The sequence below is a fragment of the Rhizorhabdus phycosphaerae genome (assembly GCF_011044255.1).
GTDB classification, from domain to species: Bacteria; Pseudomonadota; Alphaproteobacteria; order Sphingomonadales; family Sphingomonadaceae; genus Rhizorhabdus; species Rhizorhabdus phycosphaerae.
Genome location: NZ_CP049107.1, coordinates 4,295,804 through 4,314,302 on the forward strand (window position 1 = coordinate 4,295,804; position 18,499 = coordinate 4,314,302).

Here is an 18,499-nt window from a genome sequence, read left to right on the forward strand (position 1 = left end):
GGATGAAGGTGGAGGGCGGCTGCCATTGTGGCCTCGTGCGGTACGAGGCCGAGATCGGGGAGGGGCCGTATGAGATACTCGACTGCAACTGCTCGATCTGCTCGATGAGCGGCTACCTCCACCTCATCATCCCCGACAACCGCTTCCGCTTGCTGGAGGGCCAGCGGGACAGCACGACCTATCGGTTCGGATCGGGCAAGGCGCGGCACATCTTCTGCTCCCAATGTGGAATCAAGAGCTTCTATCGTCCGCGCTCGCATCCCGATGGCATCAGTCTCAATCTGCACTGCATCGACGACTGGCGGGACCTGCCCGTCGAGATCAGACAGTTTGACGGTCGGAGCGTTTAGCCGCTGTCAGACCGAGGGTTTCAGCCGGTAATGGCTCACCGCCCAGGGGCGACCGCGATCGAAACCGAACAGGCCGGCGGTGGCAAGGAAGAACAGGCGCCAGCGCCGTTCCCATAGCTTTGCGTCAGCGCCATAGGTCTGACGGAAGATCTCGGCGATGGCCGGCTGGTTGGCGTCGAACCGCGCGAGCCAGTCGAAGGCGGTCCGCGCATAATGTTCGCCGTTCCAGCGCCATTCCTCCTCGACCGTGAACAGGTCGGGGAAATGCCGGATCAGCCCGTGGCTGGGCATGATCCCTCCGGTGAAGAAATGCTGCGCGATCCAGTCGGCCTTGTCGGCATGGTCGAAGCGGTAGCTCGCCCGATCATGGGTGAAGATGTGGATGAACAAATAGCCGTCAGGCTTCAACCAGCCCTTCACCTTGGTCAGCAGCGCGCGCCAGTTCGACATATGCTCGAACATCTCCACCGACACGACACGGTCGAAGCGATGATCGGCCTGGAAGTCGTTCATGTCGCAGGTGATGACCGTCAGGTTGGTCGAACCCTGCGCGCGGGCGAGCTTCTCGATATGCTCGCGCTGCGAATGGGAATTGGAAACAGCGGTGATCCGCGCGCCCGGATAGCGCGCGGCCATGTAGAGGCTCAGCGACCCCCAGCCGCAGCCCAGTTCCAATATTTCCTGCCCGTCGGCCAGCCCCGCATGCTCCACCGTCTGCGCGAGCGCGGCTTCCTCGGCCTCGCCGATCGTGCTCCCGGGACGCTCATAATAGCAGCAGCTATATTTGCGGCGCGGGCCGAGGCAGAGGTCGAAGAAGGAGGCGGGAACCTCATAATGTTGGGCGTTCGCGTCATCGGTGTGAATCGCGATCGGGAAGCTGTCCATGTCGCGCGCGAAGGCCGCCTCGACATCGGGCTGTACTGCCAACTTGCGCGCGGTACGGCCGACCAGGAAGCGGACGCCCGCCAGGGTCACGGCGTCTGGGAGCGGCAGCCGTTCGACGGCTGCGGTGGCGGCGGCGATGATGTCCATCAGTTTTTCCTGGGCGGTAGGGGGAAGAAGGCGCTGGTGCGCGCCATATAGGATCTGAAGGCGTCGCCCCGGCTCTTCAGCATATGCTGCTCGAGCAGGGGGATGCCGGACACATGGACCAGCAGCCAGTACATCAGCAGCGGTCCGATGACGGCCAGATAACCGGGCCACCACCCGCCGCCGAGATCGATGGCGATGACCGGATAGGCGACCCAGCCAAGCCACTCGAAGAAATAATTGGGATGACGCGACCAGGCCCAGAGGCCCTTGTCGCAGACCTTGCCCTTGTTGTCGGGGTTCCTGGCGAAGGCGCGCAACTGGCGATCGGCAATCCCTTCCCCGACCACCGAGACGACCAGAAGGGCCAGGCCGATCCAGTCGGCGATCGAGAGTGCCGGACCGGGCCGGTGGGCGGCTGCGAAGACGGTGACGACGAGGCCGACGCCGCACAGCGCCTGAATCTGGAGGAAGAGGAACAGGCGGGGCTGGAAGCTGTCGCCCCACTCACGGCGGAACTCGGCGTAGCGCGGATCCTCGCTCTTGGCTTCGGCGGTGCGGGCAAGGATGTGAAAACCCAGTCGGAGAGACCAGAAGCCGACGAGGCCTGCGACCAGCCAGACCCGCGCCAGCGGAGCATCGCTGCTTGTCATCAGCGCGACGATCAGCCCCCCGATTCCTATTGCGAAGGACCAGAATACGTCGGCCCAGCCCGACTGGTGCGTGGCCTTCTGCACGGCCCAGGCGGAGGCCATCATTGCGGAGAGTACGGCCGACGCGACCAGGATGCTGACGATCGGATTCAAGAAATCATTCCCCCAGGTCGGTCTTCCTAATCCCATACGGGGAAAGCCGCCAAGCTGTTGCACGAAAATTCGCATTGCGCTTTGCCGGCGCCGGGGTAGCAGTCCGCTTGGGGCGGGGCGCAACCTGATCGCTCGTGCGGCCGTAACTGGCGACGGGCAAAGGGCGTTGGGTAAAGGGTAGTGGGAGCATGACGAATTTCCGCAGGGGGCAGCGCATTGCTGTCATCGGCAGCGGTATCACGGGGCTTTCGGCCGCCTGGCTGCTGTCCAGGCAAAACGACGTGGTGTTGTACGAGGCGGAGAAGCGTCTTGGCGGGCATACGCGCACGGTCGATGTCGACACCGGCGCGGGGGGCGTGCTGGGCGTAGACACCGGGTTCATCGTGTTCAACGAGCGGACCTACCCCAATCTGATCGCGATGTTCGAGCATCTCGGCGTGCCGACCCGTGTGACCGACATGAGTTTCGCCGTGTCGCTCGACGACGGAAAGCTCGAATATGCGGCTGGCGATCGCCTGTGGCAGCTCTTTGCCCAGCCTTCCAACATCGTGTCGCCGCGCTTCTGGTCGATGCTGCGCAATCTGGTGCGCTTCTATCGGGAAATGGGCGCACGGACCGAGGACTTTGGCAGCCTGACGCTCGGCCAGCTGCTCGAGCGGGGCGGCTATGGCGTCGCATTCCGCGACGACCATCTTCTGCCGATGGCGGCAGCGATCTGGTCGGCGCCCGCGCAATTGCTGCTGGACTATCCCGCGGAAGCCTTCGTCCGCTTCTGCAACAATCACGGCCTGCTCGATCTGGGCAAGCGGCCGAAATGGCGCACCGTCGTCGGCGGCAGCAAGACCTATGTCGATCGTCTTATCGCCGGTTTCCGGGGCGAGGTGCGGCTGGCGACTCCCGTCGCGAAAGTCGAGCGCAGGGCGGGCCAGGTTACGATCACCGATCATGCGGGCAATCCCGACCGGTTCGACGAGGTCGTGATCGCGTCGCATGCCGATCAGGCGCTCGCGATGCTCGCCGACCCGAGCCCGCAGGAGCGGGAGGTGCTCGGCGCCTTTCGCTACAGCAGCAATGAGGTGGTCCTCCATCAGGACAAGGCGCTCCTGCCGAAGCGTCGCATGCTCTGGGGGGCGTGGAATTATTTCGGCCGGCGTGACGGCGTGGGCGGAACCAGCGACCTGTGCGTCAGCTACTGGATGAACCGACTGCAGGGCTATGACACGCGCGACCCGCTCGTCGTGACCTTGAACCCCAATCGGCCGATCGATCCGGCGCGCAAGATCAGCCGCACCCTGTTCGATCACCCGATCTTCGACAGCGCCGCGCTTGATGCGCAGCGCCGGATCTGGGCGATCCAGGGCCAGCGCAACAGCTTCTACTGCGGCGCCCATCTGGGGGCCGGCTTCCACGAGGACGGTCTTCAGGCGGGCCTCGCTGTCGCCGAGATGCTCGGGGCGCAGCGCCCCTGGTCGGTCGAGGATCCGAACGGTCGGCTGTCGATGGACCTGGCGCCCGCGCGGGAGGCGGCGGAGTGAAATCCGCGCTCTACGCGGGAGAGGTGTTTCACCGACGCTATCGTCCACGCGTCCATCAATTGCGCTACAAGCTGTTTCAATGCCTGTTCGACCTCGACGAGATCGAGCGGATCGACCGTGAGTGCCGCTTCTTCTCGCACAACCGATGGAATCTCTTCTCCTTCCACGACCGGGACTATGCCGACCGGTCCGGGCGTCCGTTGCGGCCGCAGGTCGAGGCGCTGATGCGGCAGGCCGGGCAGGAACCCGACGGTGGCGCCATCCGTTTGCTCACGATGCCGCGCATGTTGGGTCACGTCTTCAATCCGTTGAGTGTCTGGTTCTGCCACCGGCGGGATGGAACTCTGTCGACGATGATCTACGAGGTCACCAACACTTTCAAGGAACGGCATAGCTATGTCATTCCAGTCGCGGGCGACGAAGGTCAAAGCGGGCTGGTCCGGCAATCTTGCGAAAAGGCCTTTTACGTGTCTCCGTTCATGGATCTCGACATGCGCTACGACTTCACCGTCGAGCCGCCGATGGAGAAAACCCGCGTCGTCGTGGCGGGCGGAGACTCCGATGGGCCGCTGATCGTTGCGGCCTTTCAGGCCCGCCGACGCGAGCTGAGCGACCGCACTCTGGTCGGTGCCTTCCTGCGGCATCCCCTGCTGACGCTCAAGGTGGTAGCAGGTATCCATGTCGAGGCACTGTGGCTGTTCCTCAAGCGGATCGGCGTTCGCCGCCACGTAGCGACATCGGGCGACGGCGTGTCGATCGTGGTGGCTGCATGAGCGTCGCCTTCCGCCGGGAAAGCGACGAAGAGCATCTCGAGCCCAAATTCGAGCTGCCGATACCGGCCGGGCCCAATTGGGTGACCGAACGGGGCGCGGCGATGACTGTCGCACGGCATGAAGCTCTGGAAACGGCGATAGCGGAGGCTCTCGCACGCAGCGCCGGCGAGGACGAGGTCAAGGCGCTTCGCCGCGACCTGCGCTATTGGGCGACGCGCCGCGCGACAATGGACGTGCAGCCCAAGGCAGTTGGCGACGTGGCCGCGTTCGGGACGACGGTTCGCTACAGGCTCAACGGCAAGGAGGCGGAGGTTTCGATCGTCGGCGACGACGAAGCCGATCCAGCCGCGCGTGCGATCTCTTTCTCCTCGCCGCTTGCAAGGGCCTTGATCGGCGGGGGCGAGGGCGACCTCGCCGACTTTGCGGGCAAGTCTGACGCGATCGAGATACTGGGCGTCAGCGCGCTCTGATTGGATCATCCTGACTTTGGTTCGGAACTGAAACCTTCGCCCGGCGCTTTGCCTGGGTGGGGCTTCAGTGAGGGCATATGCGCGCCAGACTTCTGCGAATGTTGGGAAATCTGCGGGAGAGCTACTGGTTCGTGCCCGCCAACATGGCACTGCTGGCGCTCTTGCTTGCAGTCGCGCTGATCTATGTCGATGCCCATTTCACGTCCGCATGGTTCGAACGGATCGCCTGGCTGCAGGCCGGACGTCCGGATGGTGCGCGTGGGCTGCTCACGGCCGTGGCCGGATCGATGCTGGGCGTCGCCGGGACGACCTTCTCGGTGACGATCGCCGCCGTCGTCTATGCGTCGGGGCAATATGGTCCGCGACTGTTGAGCAATTTCATGGCGGACCGGGGCAACCAGGTCACCCTGGGCACCTTCATCGCAACCTTCCTGTACAGCGTCGTCGTCGTCCGCACGATCAGATCGCCCGGCGAGGGTGGGGTCGGAGACGGTGGCTTCGTTCCCCAGCTTGCGTTGATCGTAGCGCTGCTGCTCGTCCTCGCATCGATCGCCGTGTTGATCTTCTTCATCCATCACGTCCCACGCCGCATACATATCAACAGCGTGATCGAGCAGATCGGGCGGCGGCTTCTCGATGAGATCGAAACCCATTTTCCACCCGCGGATTCGGAGGGCGATTGCCAGCGAAGACAGATTGGAAGCATGCCGCAGAGATGCGCGGATAACGTTCAGCTAAAGCCTGCGGCAACCGGATATCTTCAGATTGTCGACCATCGCGCACTCGTCCAGATCGCGTGCGAGGCGGATCTTTTCATAGATTTGAAATGCCAGCCGGGCGACTTTGCACATGAGCGAACCGTGCTGGCAGAGGTGTCTCCGGCTACCGTCTGCGACGAAGAGATCAGGGAGCGCCTCTGCTCGGCCTTCGCCTTTGGGTCACGGAGAACCCCGATGCAGGATCTTCGCTTCCTTGTGGACGAACTCGTCGAAATCGCTGCCCGCGCACTGTCGCCCGGCGTGAACGATCCCTTTACGGCGCGCTCCTGCATGGACTGGCTGGCTGCCGCCATGGCGGAACTGGGCCAGCGTGCTGCACCGTCGCCATTGCGCGTGGATGGCGAAGGGGTGGTGCGGGTCATAACCACCCCGATCGACTTCGCCGTGCTCGCCGAGCGGTCCTTCGGCGCCTTGGCGCAATATGCGAGCGCCGACATGATCGCGGCAATGCATTATCTCATGTCGATCTGCGACGTGGCGCTGGCATGCGACATTGCCGAACGCCGCCATGTCGTTCGGCATAAGGTCGAAGCGTTCAGGAGCTTGAGCGAGTTCCACCTGAAAGGGGTGAATGCGACGTCGGTAAGCTACCGCGCGACCAGGATTCTCGAATGTCTCGGCGACGAACGGCGGCTCCGCGAGCTGCGCTACAGCATGAGCTGAACGTCGAGCCTTACGAAGAAGGCCGCGCTCCTTTCGGAACGCGGCCTTCGCTTTTGCCCCTGCAGCAAAAAGGGTGATCAGGCGGCGACGGCGCCTTCTTCCGGATCGCGCAGAACATAGCCGCGGCCCCAGACGGTCTCGATATAATTCTCGCCACCGCAGGCCAGCGCGAGTTTCTTGCGCAGCTTGCAGATGAAGACATCGATGATCTTGAGTTCGGGCTCGTCCATGCCGCCATAGAGATGGTTGAGGAACATCTCCTTGGTCAGGGTCGTGCCCTTACGGAGCGACAGCAGCTCCAGCATCGCATATTCCTTGCCGGTCAGGTGGACGCGGGCACCATCGACCTCGACCGTCTTGGCGTCGAGATTGACCGCAAGCTTGCCGGTGCGGATGACCGACTGGCTGTGGCCCTTCGAGCGGCGGACGATCGCATGGATGCGGGCGACCAGTTCCTCGCGGTGGAAAGGCTTGGTGACATAGTCGTCGGCGCCGAAGCCGAGCGCGCGGACCTTGGAGTCCATCTCGCCGATGCCGGAGAGGATCATGACAGGGGTCTGGACCTTGGCGCTGCGCAGCTTCTTCAGCACGTCATAGCCGTGCATGTCGGGCAGGTTGAGATCGAGCGCGATGATGTCGTAGTCGTACAACTTGCCGAGATCGAGGCCTTCTTCGCCAAGATCGGTGGTGTAGACGTTGAAGCCTTCGGCGCCGAGCATCAGCTCGATGCTCTTGGCGGTGGTGGGATCATCCTCGATCAGCAAAACCCGCATAGGACCCGTTCCTGTTCATCCCGGGGGAGGAGCCCAGCCGCTCCGCGCTGCCCGTCAACCTGTGTTAACCATGCCGTTAATGAAGGTAAAAGGTTAACGCGCTCTTAAAATCCAGATGCCAATTTTACCTAGGTAAAAAATCCGTGTCTTTCCGTGCGTTTAGTTCGGACAGATTTTGGGTGTGAGAAGGCAGGTGCGAGTCGCTCAATCGCCCATGTCATCGGGGCCAAGGAGCTTTCGCTCTGTTCGGAGGGCTGACGATGCCCGCCGTCGCGCCCCGGCTCAATCTCGTAAATAGGTGAACATGGATGCAACTCGATCCGCCCATCGCGACTCGCATTTCGCGTTAAAGGCGGCGGCTGGCGTTAACGTCGCGACCGTCAGATAGCCGCCGCCTCAGCGGTTCCCCGGCTTGGCCGCGTCGACCTTCTCCACCGCGATGCCTTCGGCTGCCAGCATCTTCTGCACCGACAACGGTCCGGCCAGATGCCCGGCGCCGACCGCGACGAAGACCGTTCCGGGCTTTTCGAGCCGCTGCTTGAGCCAGGCGGCCCAGTTTGCATTGCGCTTGCGCAGGAGGATTTCGCGCAGATGCGGGGTCAGGTCCTCGTCCTCGTCGAACATCCGCGCGATGCCGGCCTCGTCACCGGTGCTCCACGCTTTCAAAAGGCGATCATAATCGGATCTGGCGCTGGACTTGCCCGTGGCAAAGCTGGTCAGCATTTCGCGCTGGTCGGCTTCCGACAGGGTCGAGAACATCGCCAGCTGGTCGGCGACCGTCTCCAACCCTTCTATCTTCTTCGTCGCAGCCGAGGCGGGCAGGGTCGAGGATTGTCCTCCCTCTACCGGTGCGGCGGAAGCGACGGGCGCCGCAAAGGCGCTCGTCAAACCGTCTTCCACCCCGGCCTCTCGCTGCACGCCCAGATCGCGCATCATCGCCCCCATCAGGACGAAACAGGCCTGCCAGGTCGGCATCCGGCTCAGCATGGCGGGATCCACCTTCGCCTTGGCCAGCAGCGTCTCGAACGCCGGGCGCGCCTCGGGCGTCACGCGCTCGACGATAGGCGGAAGGCTGGAGTCCGGCGGCGGAAACAGCGCGGCCATTGCGCGCGGGTCCTTGTCGACCAGCGTCTCGATCACCAGCGTATCCGACGCATCCATCGCCTTCCTGATCCGCTCGTCTTCCCAAGCATAGCCCGGGGGGAGGGCGTGGATCGTCCCGAACAGATAGACGGTCGTGTCGGCATCGCCGAACTTCCACAGTGCGGGCGCGGCCGCCGCCGGCGACGCGATCAGCAGGGCGAGGAGGGCCGATACGGCGCGTCGGAACAGCTTCATATCGATCATGTAGAAACAGGTGCGGCGAATTGCGAGGGCACTTGCCGCAAAGGCCGTTGTCCTTGACCCGCAAGGCCCCCTGACGCAAAGGGCCGGGCGAGTTCAATCCCGCCCGAAGGACCCTCGTCTTGGCGACCAAGCCGCTCTCGTTCCAGCGCCTGATCCTGACGCTCCACGACTATTGGAGCGAGCAGGGCTGCGTGATCCTGCAACCCTATGACATGGAAATGGGCGCGGGCACCTTTCACCCCGCCACCACGCTCCGCGCGCTGGGTCCGCAGCACTGGAAGGCGGCCTATGTCCAGCCCTCGCGCCGACCGACCGACGGTCGCTATGGCGAGAACCCGAACCGGCTCGGCCATTATTATCAATATCAGGTGATCCTGAAGCCGAGCCCGCCCAATCTGCAGGAGCTCTATCTCGGCAGCCTGGAGCGGATCGGCATCGACCCGCTCGCGCACGACATCCGCTTCGTCGAGGACGATTGGGAAAGCCCGACGCTGGGCGCCTGGGGCCTCGGCTGGGAAGTCTGGTGCGACGGCATGGAGGTGACCCAGTTCACCTATTTCCAGCAGGTCGGTGGCTTCGACTGCAAGCCGGTCGCGGGCGAGCTGACCTATGGGCTCGAACGTCTGGCGATGTACATCCAGGGCGTCGACCGCGTGTACGATCTCGCCTTCAACGATGACGGTGTCACCTATGGCGACGTCTTTCTCGAAAATGAGCGCCAGTTCAGCGCCTATAATTTCGAGGCAGCCAACACCGAAACCCTGTTCCGCCAGTTCACCCAGGCCGCCGACGAGTGCCGCGCGCTGCTCGACCGCGAAAAGCCGCTGCCGCTGCCGGCCTATGACCAGGCGATCAAGGCTAGCCATATCTTCAACACGCTGCAGGCGCGCGGGGTGATCTCGGTCGCCGAACGCCAGGCCTATATCGGCCGCGTCCGCGATCTGGCGAAGGGCGCCTGCGCCGCCTGGATGACGCATAACGGGTGGTCGGAATGATCCTCCCCTCCACCGCTTCGCGGTCCCCCTCCCCGTGGCCGGGGAGGAATTGCGGTGGCCGATATCCCGGCAATGATGCGAGCACGATCCTCCCCGGAACGGGGAGGGGGACCGGCGCAGCCGGTGGAGGGGCTGTGACGCTGGCCCATGGCTCCATGGTTCTTGAAGAGAATGGATATCAGATGCTGAGACTATCGGCTGCGGATGGGGTCAAGGCGCCCGAGCGGGCGGCGCGTGGCCTGACGGCCCCCCTCCACCGCTTCGCGGTCCCCCTCCCCGTGGCCGGGGAGGAAGTGTGATGGCCGATTTCCTGCTCGAACTTCTCTCCGAGGAAATTCCTGCGCGGATGCAGGAGAAGGCTTCGGCGGACCTCGCCCGCATGCTGGGCGACGAACTGGCGAAGGCCGGCGTCGTTGCCGAGAAGATCACCAGCTATGTGACGCCGCGCCGGCTCGCGCTGATCGCGCACGGGTTGCCGGTCGAGACGGCGGCGTCGTCCGAAGAGATCAAGGGCCCCAAGGCGTCCGCGCCGCCGCAGGCGCTGGAGGGCTTCCTGCGCAAGACCGGCATCACCCGCGAGCAGCTGGTCGAGCGTGACGGCGTCCTGTTCGCGGTCATCGAGAAGCCGGGCCGCTCGACGATCGAGCTGCTGTCCCAGGCGGTTCCCGCGATCATCCGCGCCTTTCCCTGGCCCAAGTCGATGCGCTGGGGCACGGCGTCTTCTTCGACCTCGTCGCTGCGCTGGGTCCGCCCGCTCCAGGGGATCGTCGCCCTGCTGGGCGAGGCGATCGTCCCGATCGAGGTCGACGGCATCGTCAGCGGCGCCGCGACCGTCGGCCACCGCTTCCACCATCCAGGACAGATCACGATCGGCAGCGCCGCCGATTATGTCGAGAAGCTCCGCGCCTGCCATGTCATCGTCGACCCGGCCGAGCGCCGCGACATCATCCGCACCCGCGCCGCCGAACTCGCCGCTGCGGCCGGGCTGGTCGTGGTGGAGGACGAGGGCCTCGTCGCCGAAAATGCCGGCCTGACCGAATGGCCGGTGCCGCTGCTCGGTCATTTCGACCCGGCCTTCCTGGCAGTGCCGCGCGAGGTGATCCAGCTGACGCTCCGCACCAACCAGAAATACTTCGTGCTGAACGATGGCGAGGGGCGGCTGGCGCCGGCCTTCATCTGCACGGCGAACATCAGCGCCAAGGACGGTGGCGAGGGCATCGTTGCCGGCAATGGCAAGGTGCTGGCCGCGCGCCTGTCGGACGCGAAGTTCTTCTGGGAGCAGGATCTGAAGGCTCCGCTTGAAGCCTATCTGCCCAAGCTCGAGTCCATGCTGTTCTACGAGGGCATGGGCACGCTGCGGGAAAAGGCGGACCGCATTTCGTCGCTCGCCGGCTGGATCGCTGCGGTCTATTTCCCCGACCGCGAACCGGAAACCGCGCGTCGGGCTGGCCTGCTGGCCAAGGCTGATCTCGCGACGGGGATGGTCGGCGAGTTCCCCGAGCTCCAGGGCATCATGGGTGCCTATTATGCCGAGCGTGGTGGCGAGAAGCCGGGAGCGATTAGCGCGCTGCGCCAGCAATATGTCGCGGCGGTCGAAGGCTGCATCCCTGCCTGCGTCGCGCTGGCGGATCGTATCGATACGCTGGTCGCCTTTTTCGCGCGCGGCATAAAGCCGACCGGATCGAAGGATCCGTTCGCGCTTCGTCGCGCCGCGCTGCAGATCATCCAGACGATCCTCGTCAATGGGACTCGCGCATCGCTTGGCGCAATGATCGAGCAGGCCAAGCTCGGTCTCGGCGGGGCAACGCTTGATACAGCCGAGCTGCTCGACTTCTTCGCCGACCGCTTGAAGGTCCAGCAGCGCGAGGCGGGCGTCCGTCACGATCTAATCGATGCCGTGTTCGCGCTGGGCGGGGAAGACGATCTCGTTCGCCTGCTCGCGCGGGTCGAGGCATTGCAGGCGTTCGTCGCGACCGAGGACGGGGTCAATCTGCTCGCCGGTTACAAGCGCGCCGCGAACATTCTCAAGAAGGAGGGCGGGGTGCCGGCCGGTGCGACCGCTAAGCCTGATTATGAACCGGAGCCCGCCGAAAAGGCGCTGATCGACGCGCTCGAAGCCGCCGAGCCGCGCGCTGCCGCTGCCGTCGAGGCCGAGGATTTCGGCGCGGCGATGTCGGCGCTGGCGTCGCTGCGCGGGCCGATCGACGCCTTTTTCGAGGCCGTGATCGTCAACGATCCTATCGAGGCCAAAAGAAACACTCGTCTGGCCTTGCTTGAAAAAATCCGTGCTGCGGTGCACAACGTCGCGGACTTTTCGAAAATCGAAGCCTGAGTCGATTGCCGCGCCTCCCGAACAGGAGGTGGGTCGTGATAGGGAAAGTGACGACTATATGACCACGCAGTACGTGTATCGTTTCGGTGGTGGCGTTTCCGATGGGGGGAAGGGCGACAAGAATCTGCTGGGCGGGAAGGGCGCGAACCTTGCCGAAATGGCCTCGATCGGCCTTCCGGTTCCCCCGGGCTTCACCATCTCCACCGAAATGTGCCGTCGCTTCTACGACGAGGGCGAGCGCTTTCCCGATAGCCTGAAGGCCGAGGTCGCCAATGGCATCGCCCATATCGAGGCGATCACGAACAAGAAGTTCGGTGTTGCCGCCGACCCGCTGCTGGTGTCGATCCGCTCCGGCGCACGCGTTTCTATGCCCGGCATGATGGACACCGTCCTCAACCTGGGCCTCAACGACGAAACCGTCGTCGGCCTCGCCACCGTGTCGCAGGACGCCCGCTTCGCCTGGGACAGCTATCGCCGCTTCATCCAGATGTATTCGGACGTGGTCCTCGAGCTCGACCATGGCGCGTTCGAAGAAGCGCTCGAGATCGCCAAGGAAGACAAGGGCTATTCGCTCGACACCGAACTGACCGCCGACGACTGGCAGGCGCTGGTCGCCAAGTACAAGGACATCGTCGTCGAGCAGTGGGGCAAGCCGTTCCCGCAGGACGTGCATGAGCAGCTCTGGGGCGCGGTCGGCGCGGTCTTCAAGTCGTGGCAGTCGGAGCGCGCGAAGGTCTATCGCCGCCTCAACGACATCCCCGGCGACTGGGGCACCGCGGTCAACGTCCAGGCGATGGTGTTCGGCAATATGGGCGACACGTCGGCTACCGGCGTCGCCTTCACCCGCGACCCATCCAAGGGCGACCGGGCCTATTATGGCGAGTTCCTGATCAACGCGCAGGGCGAGGACGTCGTCGCCGGCATCCGCACCCCGCAATATCTGACCAAGGTCGCGCGCGAGACCGCCGGTGCCAAGCCCGCCTCGATGGAAGAGGCGCTGCCGCAGGTCTATGGCGAGCTCGCCAATGTGTTCGACCTGCTCGAGACCCATTATCGGGACATGCAGGACATCGAGTTCACCGTGCAGCAGGGCAAGCTGTGGATGCTGCAGACCCGTTCGGGCAAGCGCACCGCCAAGGCCGCGCTGAAGATCGCGGTGGACATGGCCAATGAGGGCCTGATCACCCGCGAGGAAGCCGTGGCCCGCGTCGACCCGTCGGCGCTCGACCAGCTGCTCCACCCGACGCTCGATCCCAAGGCGCCGCGCGATGTTATCGCCAAGGGGCTTCCCGCCTCGCCGGGCGCGGCCTCGGGTCTCGTTGTCTTCGACGCCGAAACCGCCGAGAAGCGCGCCGAGCTGGGCGATGCCGTCATCCTCGTTCGCGTCGAGACGAGCCCCGAGGACATTCACGGCATGCACGCCGCCAAGGGCATCCTCACGGCGCGCGGCGGCATGACCAGCCACGCGGCGGTCGTCGCCCGCGGCATGGGGCGCCCGTGCGTCTCTGGCGTCGGCACGCTCGCGATCGACGCCAAGGCGAAGCTGTTCCGCGTTTCGGGCCGCGAGGTCCGTGAGGGCGACATCATCACGATCGACGGCGCGACCGGAGAAGTGATGCTCGGCGCGGTGCCGACGGTGCAGCCCGAGCTGGCGGGCGATTTCGGTACGTTGATGGGCTGGGCCGACGAGGTCCGCCGCCTCAAGGTCCGCACCAACGCGGAAACGCCGCTCGACTGCAAGACCGCGCGCATCTTCGGTGCCGAGGGCATCGGCCTGTGCCGGACCGAGCATATGTTCTTCGACGCCAGCCGCATCACCGCGGTGCGCCAGATGATCCTGGCCGAGGACGAAAAGGGCCGCCGCGTCGCGCTCGACAAGCTTCTGCCCGAGCAGCGCAAGGACTTCACCGAGATATTCGAGATCATGGCCGGCCTGCCGGTCACGATCCGCCTGCTCGATCCGCCGCTCCACGAATTCCTTCCGCACGAGGAAGAGGATTTCGTCGAGGTCGCCACCGCCACCGGGATCGGGGTCGAAGCGCTCAAGCGTCGTGCCGCCGAGCTGCACGAGTTCAACCCGATGCTCGGCCATCGCGGCTGCCGCCTCGGCGTGACCTATCCCGAAATCTACGAAATGCAGGCGCGCGCCATTTTCGAGGCGGCCTGCGACGTCGCCGAGAAGTCGGGCGCGGCGCCAATCCCCGAAGTGATGGTTCCGCTGGTTGCGACCCGTCGCGAACTCGAACTGATGAAGATCGTGATCGACAAGGCGGCGCAGGCGGTGTTCGCCGAGAAGGGTCGCACGATCGACTATCTGGTCGGCACGATGATCGAGCTTCCGCGCGCGGCGCTGAAAGCCGGGGAGATTGCCGAGGTCGGGGAGTTCTTCTCCTTCGGTACCAACGATCTCACGCAGACGACGCTCGGCGTCAGCCGCGACGATGCGAGCCGCTTCCTGACCGCCTATGTCGACAAGGGCATCTATCCGAAGGATCCCTTCGTCAGCCTCGACATCGAAGGCGTCGGCGAGCTGATCGAGCTGGCGGCCGAACGTGGTCGCAAGACCCGCCCCGACATCAAGCTTGGTATCTGCGGCGAGCATGGCGGCGACCCGGCGTCGATCGCCTTCTGCGAGCAGACTGGCCTCGATTATGTCTCGGCCTCGCCCTACCGTGTGCCGATCGCACGTCTCGCGGCGGCTCAGGCGGCGCTCAAGGCGCGCAAATGATGCGAAGGGGAGGGCCGGTGTTCCGGTCCTCCCCTCTTGTTTGCGATGACCGCAGGCCGAGGTGACGCCTCGGTTGCGAGGCGCTACCACCATAATATGGCTGCCGCCCAACCCATTGCCGCATCGAGCCGGCTAGCGCTGCTCGATGCGATACGCGGTCTGGCGCTGTGCGGCATCCTGTTCGTCAATATCATCGACATGGGCGGCCCGATCGCGATGGATCGCCCGCTCGCGCCACCTTCGGTCGCCGACCCGGACTGGCAGATATGGACGGTGATGCACCTGTTCCTGACGGGAACGATGCGCGGCCTTTTCTCGCTGCTGTTCGGGGTCGGCCTGCTGCTGTTTCTCGGGGATGACCCGGGCACCGATCGGCTTCGTTTGATGCTCCGCCGGCTCGTGCTGCTTCTGCTGTTCGGCATCGTCAATGCGACTCTGCTGCTCTGGCCGGGGGACATATTGGTCACCTATGCGCTGGCGGGCGTGCTGGCGGTCCTGTGCCATCGCCTCAAGTCCAGCGCGCTTTTCGGCCTCGTCCTGGTGACGATGCTGCTCCTGTCGATCTGGGGGGCACTGGAGGCGCCGGGCATCCGTGCTGCGGACATGGTCTATTCGGCACCCATGCTGGCGCGGGAAACCGCGGCCCGGCTCGGCAGCTATGGCGACACGCTGGCCTATATGAGCCGGGTCAGCTGGGTCTGGGCGAATAGCGGCTTTCTCTATGTCTGGCTGGGCGATGCGCTCCTGTTCATGCTGCTGGGCATGGCGCTTTACCGGTCCGGCTGGTTCCGCCCCGACGCCCGCAACGGAAGCGTGACGTGGCGCCTGCTTGCCATCGGCTATGGCGGAGGGCTGTCGCTACGGCTGCTGCAACTGGCGCTGGTCCTGCCGGATGGCGGTGCGCCAACGACGCTTACCGCCTTCGTCGATCAGCCCGCGCGGCTGTTGCTGACCATGGGGCATCTCACCTTGTTGCGGTGGCTGTGGCGTGGCGGCTTGCAGTCGGGGACGGCACATGTCCTCGGCTTGATGGGACGGATGCCGCTCACCCTCTATCTGTCGCAAAGCGCGATCGGAGCCGCGATCTTCTCCGGCTTCGGCTTGGGCTATTGGAACAGCCTGTCCTGGCCGCAGCTGTGGGGCGTCGCGGTCATCATCCTGCTGGCCCAGGCTCAGTTCGCGCGGCTGTGGTTTGCGGCTTTCGCTTATGGCCCGCTCGAATGGGCGTGGCGATGGGGAACCTACGACGCACGCCCGCGCCTGCGTCACTAAACCCTGTGTCGCCCTTCAGGCGAAGCGGCGCGCATGTTCGTCGAATTCGCCCCGGCGCAGCATGTCTGCCTGCTCACGCCAGCGCTCGTCGGCGATCGTGCCCGGGCTGAGGCCGAGCCAACCCTCGAGCGACGCTTCGTCGTTTGGCGACATTTCGATAACGTCGGCATAGCGGTGCAGGCCCAGCTCGTTCAGGCGCGTCTCGCCGCCACGCCCGATGCCGTAGATGCGGGCGAGATCGTCACGCTGCCCAGACGCAGCAGCTGCGATGGTGCCGGCGGTACGGCTGCCGATCGCGGGGCTGTGCTTTTCGAGTTCGGCGATCCGCTCATTGGCGGCAGCGCTGCGGGCAAGAAGGGAATCGCGTTCCTTCTCGACTGCCATCCGCTGGTCCCGCTCGGCGGCCAGCCGCTCATTCTCGGCAGTCAATCGGACGATTTCGCCATCTGCGACGACGCGTGCCGCGCGCTCGCTCTCGAACGCCTTCTTCCACTTGCGGCCGCCTGCCATCGTCATCAGGCCGAGCAGCCAGCCCAGGATGAGGACAAGAGCCAGGATGATCCATTGATTGGTGGTGAACGCCGGCATCGACTGCCCTCCTTTCGATGAGGGTAGAACCGCCGGTGCAGCCATCCGTTCCGCGCACGTCCCGACCGGACGCCGCCTATTTCATTACATTGTCGCTGATCGAGCAGGCGGCGGGCCCCAGGATGACCACGAACAGCACAGGCAAGATGAACACGATCAGCGGCACGGTCATGATCGCGGGCAGGCGTGCGGCCTTCTCCTCGGCGCGCATCATCCGGTCATGGCGGAACTCGGCGGACAGGATGCGCAGCGCGGCGGCGAGCGGCGTGCCGTATTTTTCTGTCTGGATCATCGTGGTGACCACGCCCCGGATCGAATCGAGGTTCACGCGGTTGGCGAGATTTTCGAAGGCCTGGCGGCGGTCGGTGAGAAAGCCGAGCTCGATCGCCGTCAGCGCGAACTCGTCGCCGAGCTCCGGATAGGCCTTGGACAGCTCGCGGGCGACGCGGTTGAAGGCGAGGTCGACCGAAAGCCCGGCTTCGGCACAGATGACGAGCAGGTCGAGCGCGTCGGGCAAAGCCTTGCGGATCGCGGTCTGTCGCTTCGAGATCAGGTTCTTCACATAGACGTCGGGCGCCTTATAACTGGCGATGAGCGCACCGGCGACGATCAGGTAGCGCTTGAGCGCGCTGGCCTCGGGGAACCAGTTGAGCACATATACGCCAATCGCCGCAGTGCCGCCGATCAGGATCGGTGCGACCAGGCGGAAGAAGATGACGGTGATCGCCGAATCCTTGGATCGGATGCCGGCGCGGGCCAGGTTGAGCGAGGCGGCCTTGAGCTGCGAATCCTGGAGCATCTTCATGCTCCCGAGGATCGCGCGCATGCGATCGACCGAGATGCTGCTCTTCTTCTCCATCTTCGCGCGGCGCCGCGTCTTGGAGGCGGCGACGCCCGCCTTGAGCTGTTCGCGCCGGTCGTTGAGCGCGCGGACGCGCCGCGCCATCGGGTCACGCGCGAAGGACCGCACCAGATGATGGCCGACGATCAGCATCACGACGGCTGTCGCCAGCGCGATGCCGATCGAGAGCAGCGTGCTGAAGAACTGGGGGCTGACGCTATGTTCCATCCTGCCCTCAGATCTCGAAATTGATCATCTGGCGCATGATGAAGGCGCCGATGCTCATCCAGATGAGCCCGGCAATGCCCGCGATCACGAGCCGCTGATCGGTGAAGAAGCTGCCCATATAGGTCGGGCTGATGAAGCTGATCAGGCCGAAGACGATGAAGGGCAGCATGCCGATGATATAGGCGGATGCTTTCGACTCCGACGACATCGCGGCGATCTTGAGTTTCATCTGCATCCGCTTGCGCAGCACCTCGGACAGGTTCGACAGCGTTTCCGCGAGATTGCCGCCGGTTTCGCGCTGGATGGCGAGGGTGATGACGAAGAACTGGAATTCGGGCGTGCCGAGGCGATCTGCGGTTTCCTGCAACGCTGCTTCGAGCGTCCGTCCGATCTTCATCCGGTCGGCCACCGCCTGGAACTCGCTGCCGACGGGGCCCTCGATCTCGGACGCCACGGCGGCCATTGTCTCCGCGACCGGGAGGCCGGCGCGCAGGCCGCGCACGAGAAGGTCGATCGCATCGGGAAAGCGCTGGGTGAACTGCGCCAGCCGGCGCTTCGCCAGCATGTCGAGAAACATCGGCGGCAGGCCGAGGCCGGCCGCGATTCCGACGACCGCCGCCATCCAGATGGGAAGGCCGGCGATGGTCAGTCCGAACAGCGGCAGGACGAAGGCCGCGCCCGAGCCGATGAAATATTGGCGCAGCGTCCATTTCCGGCCGGCTGCCTCCATCTTGCGGATGATCTCCGCGGGGTCCGGCAGGACGCGGTTGACCAGCGTCTTGGGCCGCTGCTGCACGGTGGCGCGGCTGGCGAGAAGCTTGCGGACCTGTTCGTTGACGGGCGGTTCGCCCGACACATTGTAGCGGCCACGGACCGTCGAAAGGCGTCGTGCCAGGGCGCGCTGCGCGGGCGGCCGGGCAAGCACGTAGAAGAAGATGGTCATGACCACGGCCATGATCATCAGGAAGAGGATCGTCAGCATGTGACGGT

16 protein-coding genes are annotated in these 18,499 nt (G+C 64.7%); 9 read left to right on the forward strand and 7 right to left on the reverse strand.

What is annotated here, in order from left to right:
* Positions 1 to 2: 2 nt before the first annotated feature.
* Positions 3 to 350 (forward strand): GFA family protein, encoded by a 348-nt coding sequence (locus G6P88_RS20020; protein ID WP_165324775.1) that lies wholly within the window; start codon positions 3 to 5, stop codon positions 348 to 350.
* Between the two features lie 6 nt (positions 351 to 356).
* Here the strand turns inward: G6P88_RS20020 and G6P88_RS20025 are convergent, their stop codons facing one another.
* Both G6P88_RS20025 and G6P88_RS20030 read right to left on the reverse strand, forming a co-directional pair.
* Positions 357 to 1,382 carry an SAM-dependent methyltransferase gene (locus G6P88_RS20025; protein WP_165324776.1) on the reverse strand — a complete coding sequence of 342 codons (1,026 nt, stop codon included), beginning with the start codon at positions 1,380 to 1,382 and terminating at the stop codon, positions 357 to 359.
* Positions 1,382 to 2,185 carry a DUF1295 domain-containing protein gene (locus G6P88_RS20030; RefSeq protein WP_206335826.1) on the reverse strand — a complete coding sequence of 268 codons (804 nt, stop codon included), beginning with the start codon at positions 2,183 to 2,185 and terminating at the stop codon, positions 1,382 to 1,384. The genes G6P88_RS20025 and G6P88_RS20030 overlap by 1 nt, the downstream gene beginning before the upstream one ends.
* A 188-nt stretch (positions 2,186 to 2,373) precedes the next feature.
* Here G6P88_RS20030 and G6P88_RS20035 point away from each other — a divergent pair, with 188 nt between their 5' ends.
* The 4 genes from G6P88_RS20035 (at position 2,374) to G6P88_RS20050 (ending at position 6,405) form a co-directional block, all read left to right on the forward strand.
* Positions 2,374 to 3,720 carry an NAD(P)/FAD-dependent oxidoreductase gene (locus G6P88_RS20035; RefSeq protein WP_165324777.1) on the forward strand — a complete coding sequence of 449 codons (1,347 nt, stop codon included), beginning with the start codon at positions 2,374 to 2,376 and terminating at the stop codon, positions 3,718 to 3,720.
* Entirely contained in the window at positions 3,717 to 4,493 is a 777-nt protein-coding gene (locus G6P88_RS20040) for a DUF1365 domain-containing protein (protein ID WP_165324778.1), read from the forward strand. The genes G6P88_RS20035 and G6P88_RS20040 overlap by 4 nt, the downstream gene beginning before the upstream one ends.
* The gene (locus tag G6P88_RS20045; protein ID WP_165324779.1) at positions 4,490 to 4,963 is read left to right on the forward strand and encodes a GreA/GreB family elongation factor; all 474 of its coding nucleotides are present in this window, start codon (positions 4,490 to 4,492) and stop codon (positions 4,961 to 4,963) included. The genes G6P88_RS20040 and G6P88_RS20045 overlap by 4 nt, the downstream gene beginning before the upstream one ends.
* A 98-nt stretch (positions 4,964 to 5,061) precedes the next feature.
* On the forward strand, positions 5,062 to 6,405 hold the full coding sequence (locus G6P88_RS20050) for a DUF2254 domain-containing protein (RefSeq protein WP_226946658.1): 1,344 nt from the start codon (positions 5,062 to 5,064) through the stop codon (positions 6,403 to 6,405).
* Between the two features lie 77 nt (positions 6,406 to 6,482).
* Here G6P88_RS20050 and ctrA read toward each other — a convergent pair whose 3' ends face one another.
* Both ctrA and G6P88_RS20060 read right to left on the reverse strand, forming a co-directional pair.
* A complete protein-coding gene (ctrA, locus tag G6P88_RS20055) occupies positions 6,483 to 7,178 on the reverse strand; it encodes a response regulator transcription factor CtrA (RefSeq protein ID WP_165324781.1) in 696 nt (231 codons plus the stop codon).
* 396 nt (positions 7,179 to 7,574) lie between these two features.
* The gene (locus G6P88_RS20060) at positions 7,575 to 8,525 is read right to left on the reverse strand and encodes a TraB/GumN family protein (RefSeq protein WP_226946659.1); all 951 of its coding nucleotides are present in this window, start codon (positions 8,523 to 8,525) and stop codon (positions 7,575 to 7,577) included.
* Positions 8,526 to 8,644: 119 nt separating this feature from the next.
* On the opposite strand from G6P88_RS20060, the gene G6P88_RS20065 reads away from it, so the two are divergent.
* From G6P88_RS20065 to G6P88_RS20080, 4 genes are all read left to right on the forward strand, one after another.
* Entirely contained in the window at positions 8,645 to 9,520 is an 876-nt protein-coding gene (locus G6P88_RS20065) for a glycine--tRNA ligase subunit alpha (RefSeq protein ID WP_165324782.1), read from the forward strand.
* 298 nt (positions 9,521 to 9,818) lie between these two features.
* Entirely contained in the window at positions 9,819 to 11,852 is a 2,034-nt protein-coding gene (gene glyS, locus G6P88_RS20070; protein ID WP_165324783.1) for a glycine--tRNA ligase subunit beta, read from the forward strand.
* A 58-nt stretch (positions 11,853 to 11,910) separates the two neighbouring features.
* The gene (gene ppdK, locus G6P88_RS20075) at positions 11,911 to 14,580 is read left to right on the forward strand and encodes a pyruvate, phosphate dikinase (protein ID WP_165324784.1); all 2,670 of its coding nucleotides are present in this window, start codon (positions 11,911 to 11,913) and stop codon (positions 14,578 to 14,580) included.
* 96 nt (positions 14,581 to 14,676) lie between these two features.
* The gene (locus G6P88_RS20080; protein ID WP_165324785.1) at positions 14,677 to 15,852 is read left to right on the forward strand and encodes a DUF418 domain-containing protein; all 1,176 of its coding nucleotides are present in this window, start codon (positions 14,677 to 14,679) and stop codon (positions 15,850 to 15,852) included.
* A 15-nt stretch (positions 15,853 to 15,867) separates the two neighbouring features.
* On the opposite strand, the gene G6P88_RS20085 is transcribed toward G6P88_RS20080, so the two are convergent.
* The 3 genes from G6P88_RS20085 to G6P88_RS20095 all read right to left on the reverse strand — a co-directional run bounded on the left by G6P88_RS20085 (position 15,868) and on the right by G6P88_RS20095 (position 18,491).
* The gene (locus G6P88_RS20085; protein WP_165324786.1) at positions 15,868 to 16,440 is read right to left on the reverse strand and encodes a hypothetical protein; all 573 of its coding nucleotides are present in this window, start codon (positions 16,438 to 16,440) and stop codon (positions 15,868 to 15,870) included.
* 76 nt (positions 16,441 to 16,516) lie between these two features.
* A complete protein-coding gene (locus G6P88_RS20090; RefSeq protein ID WP_165324787.1) occupies positions 16,517 to 17,509 on the reverse strand; it encodes a type II secretion system F family protein in 993 nt (330 codons plus the stop codon).
* 7 nt (positions 17,510 to 17,516) lie between these two features.
* Positions 17,517 to 18,491, reverse strand: coding sequence for a type II secretion system F family protein (locus G6P88_RS20095; RefSeq protein WP_165324788.1), 975 nt, complete (start codon positions 18,489 to 18,491; stop codon positions 17,517 to 17,519).
* Positions 18,492 to 18,499 lie beyond the last annotated feature (8 nt).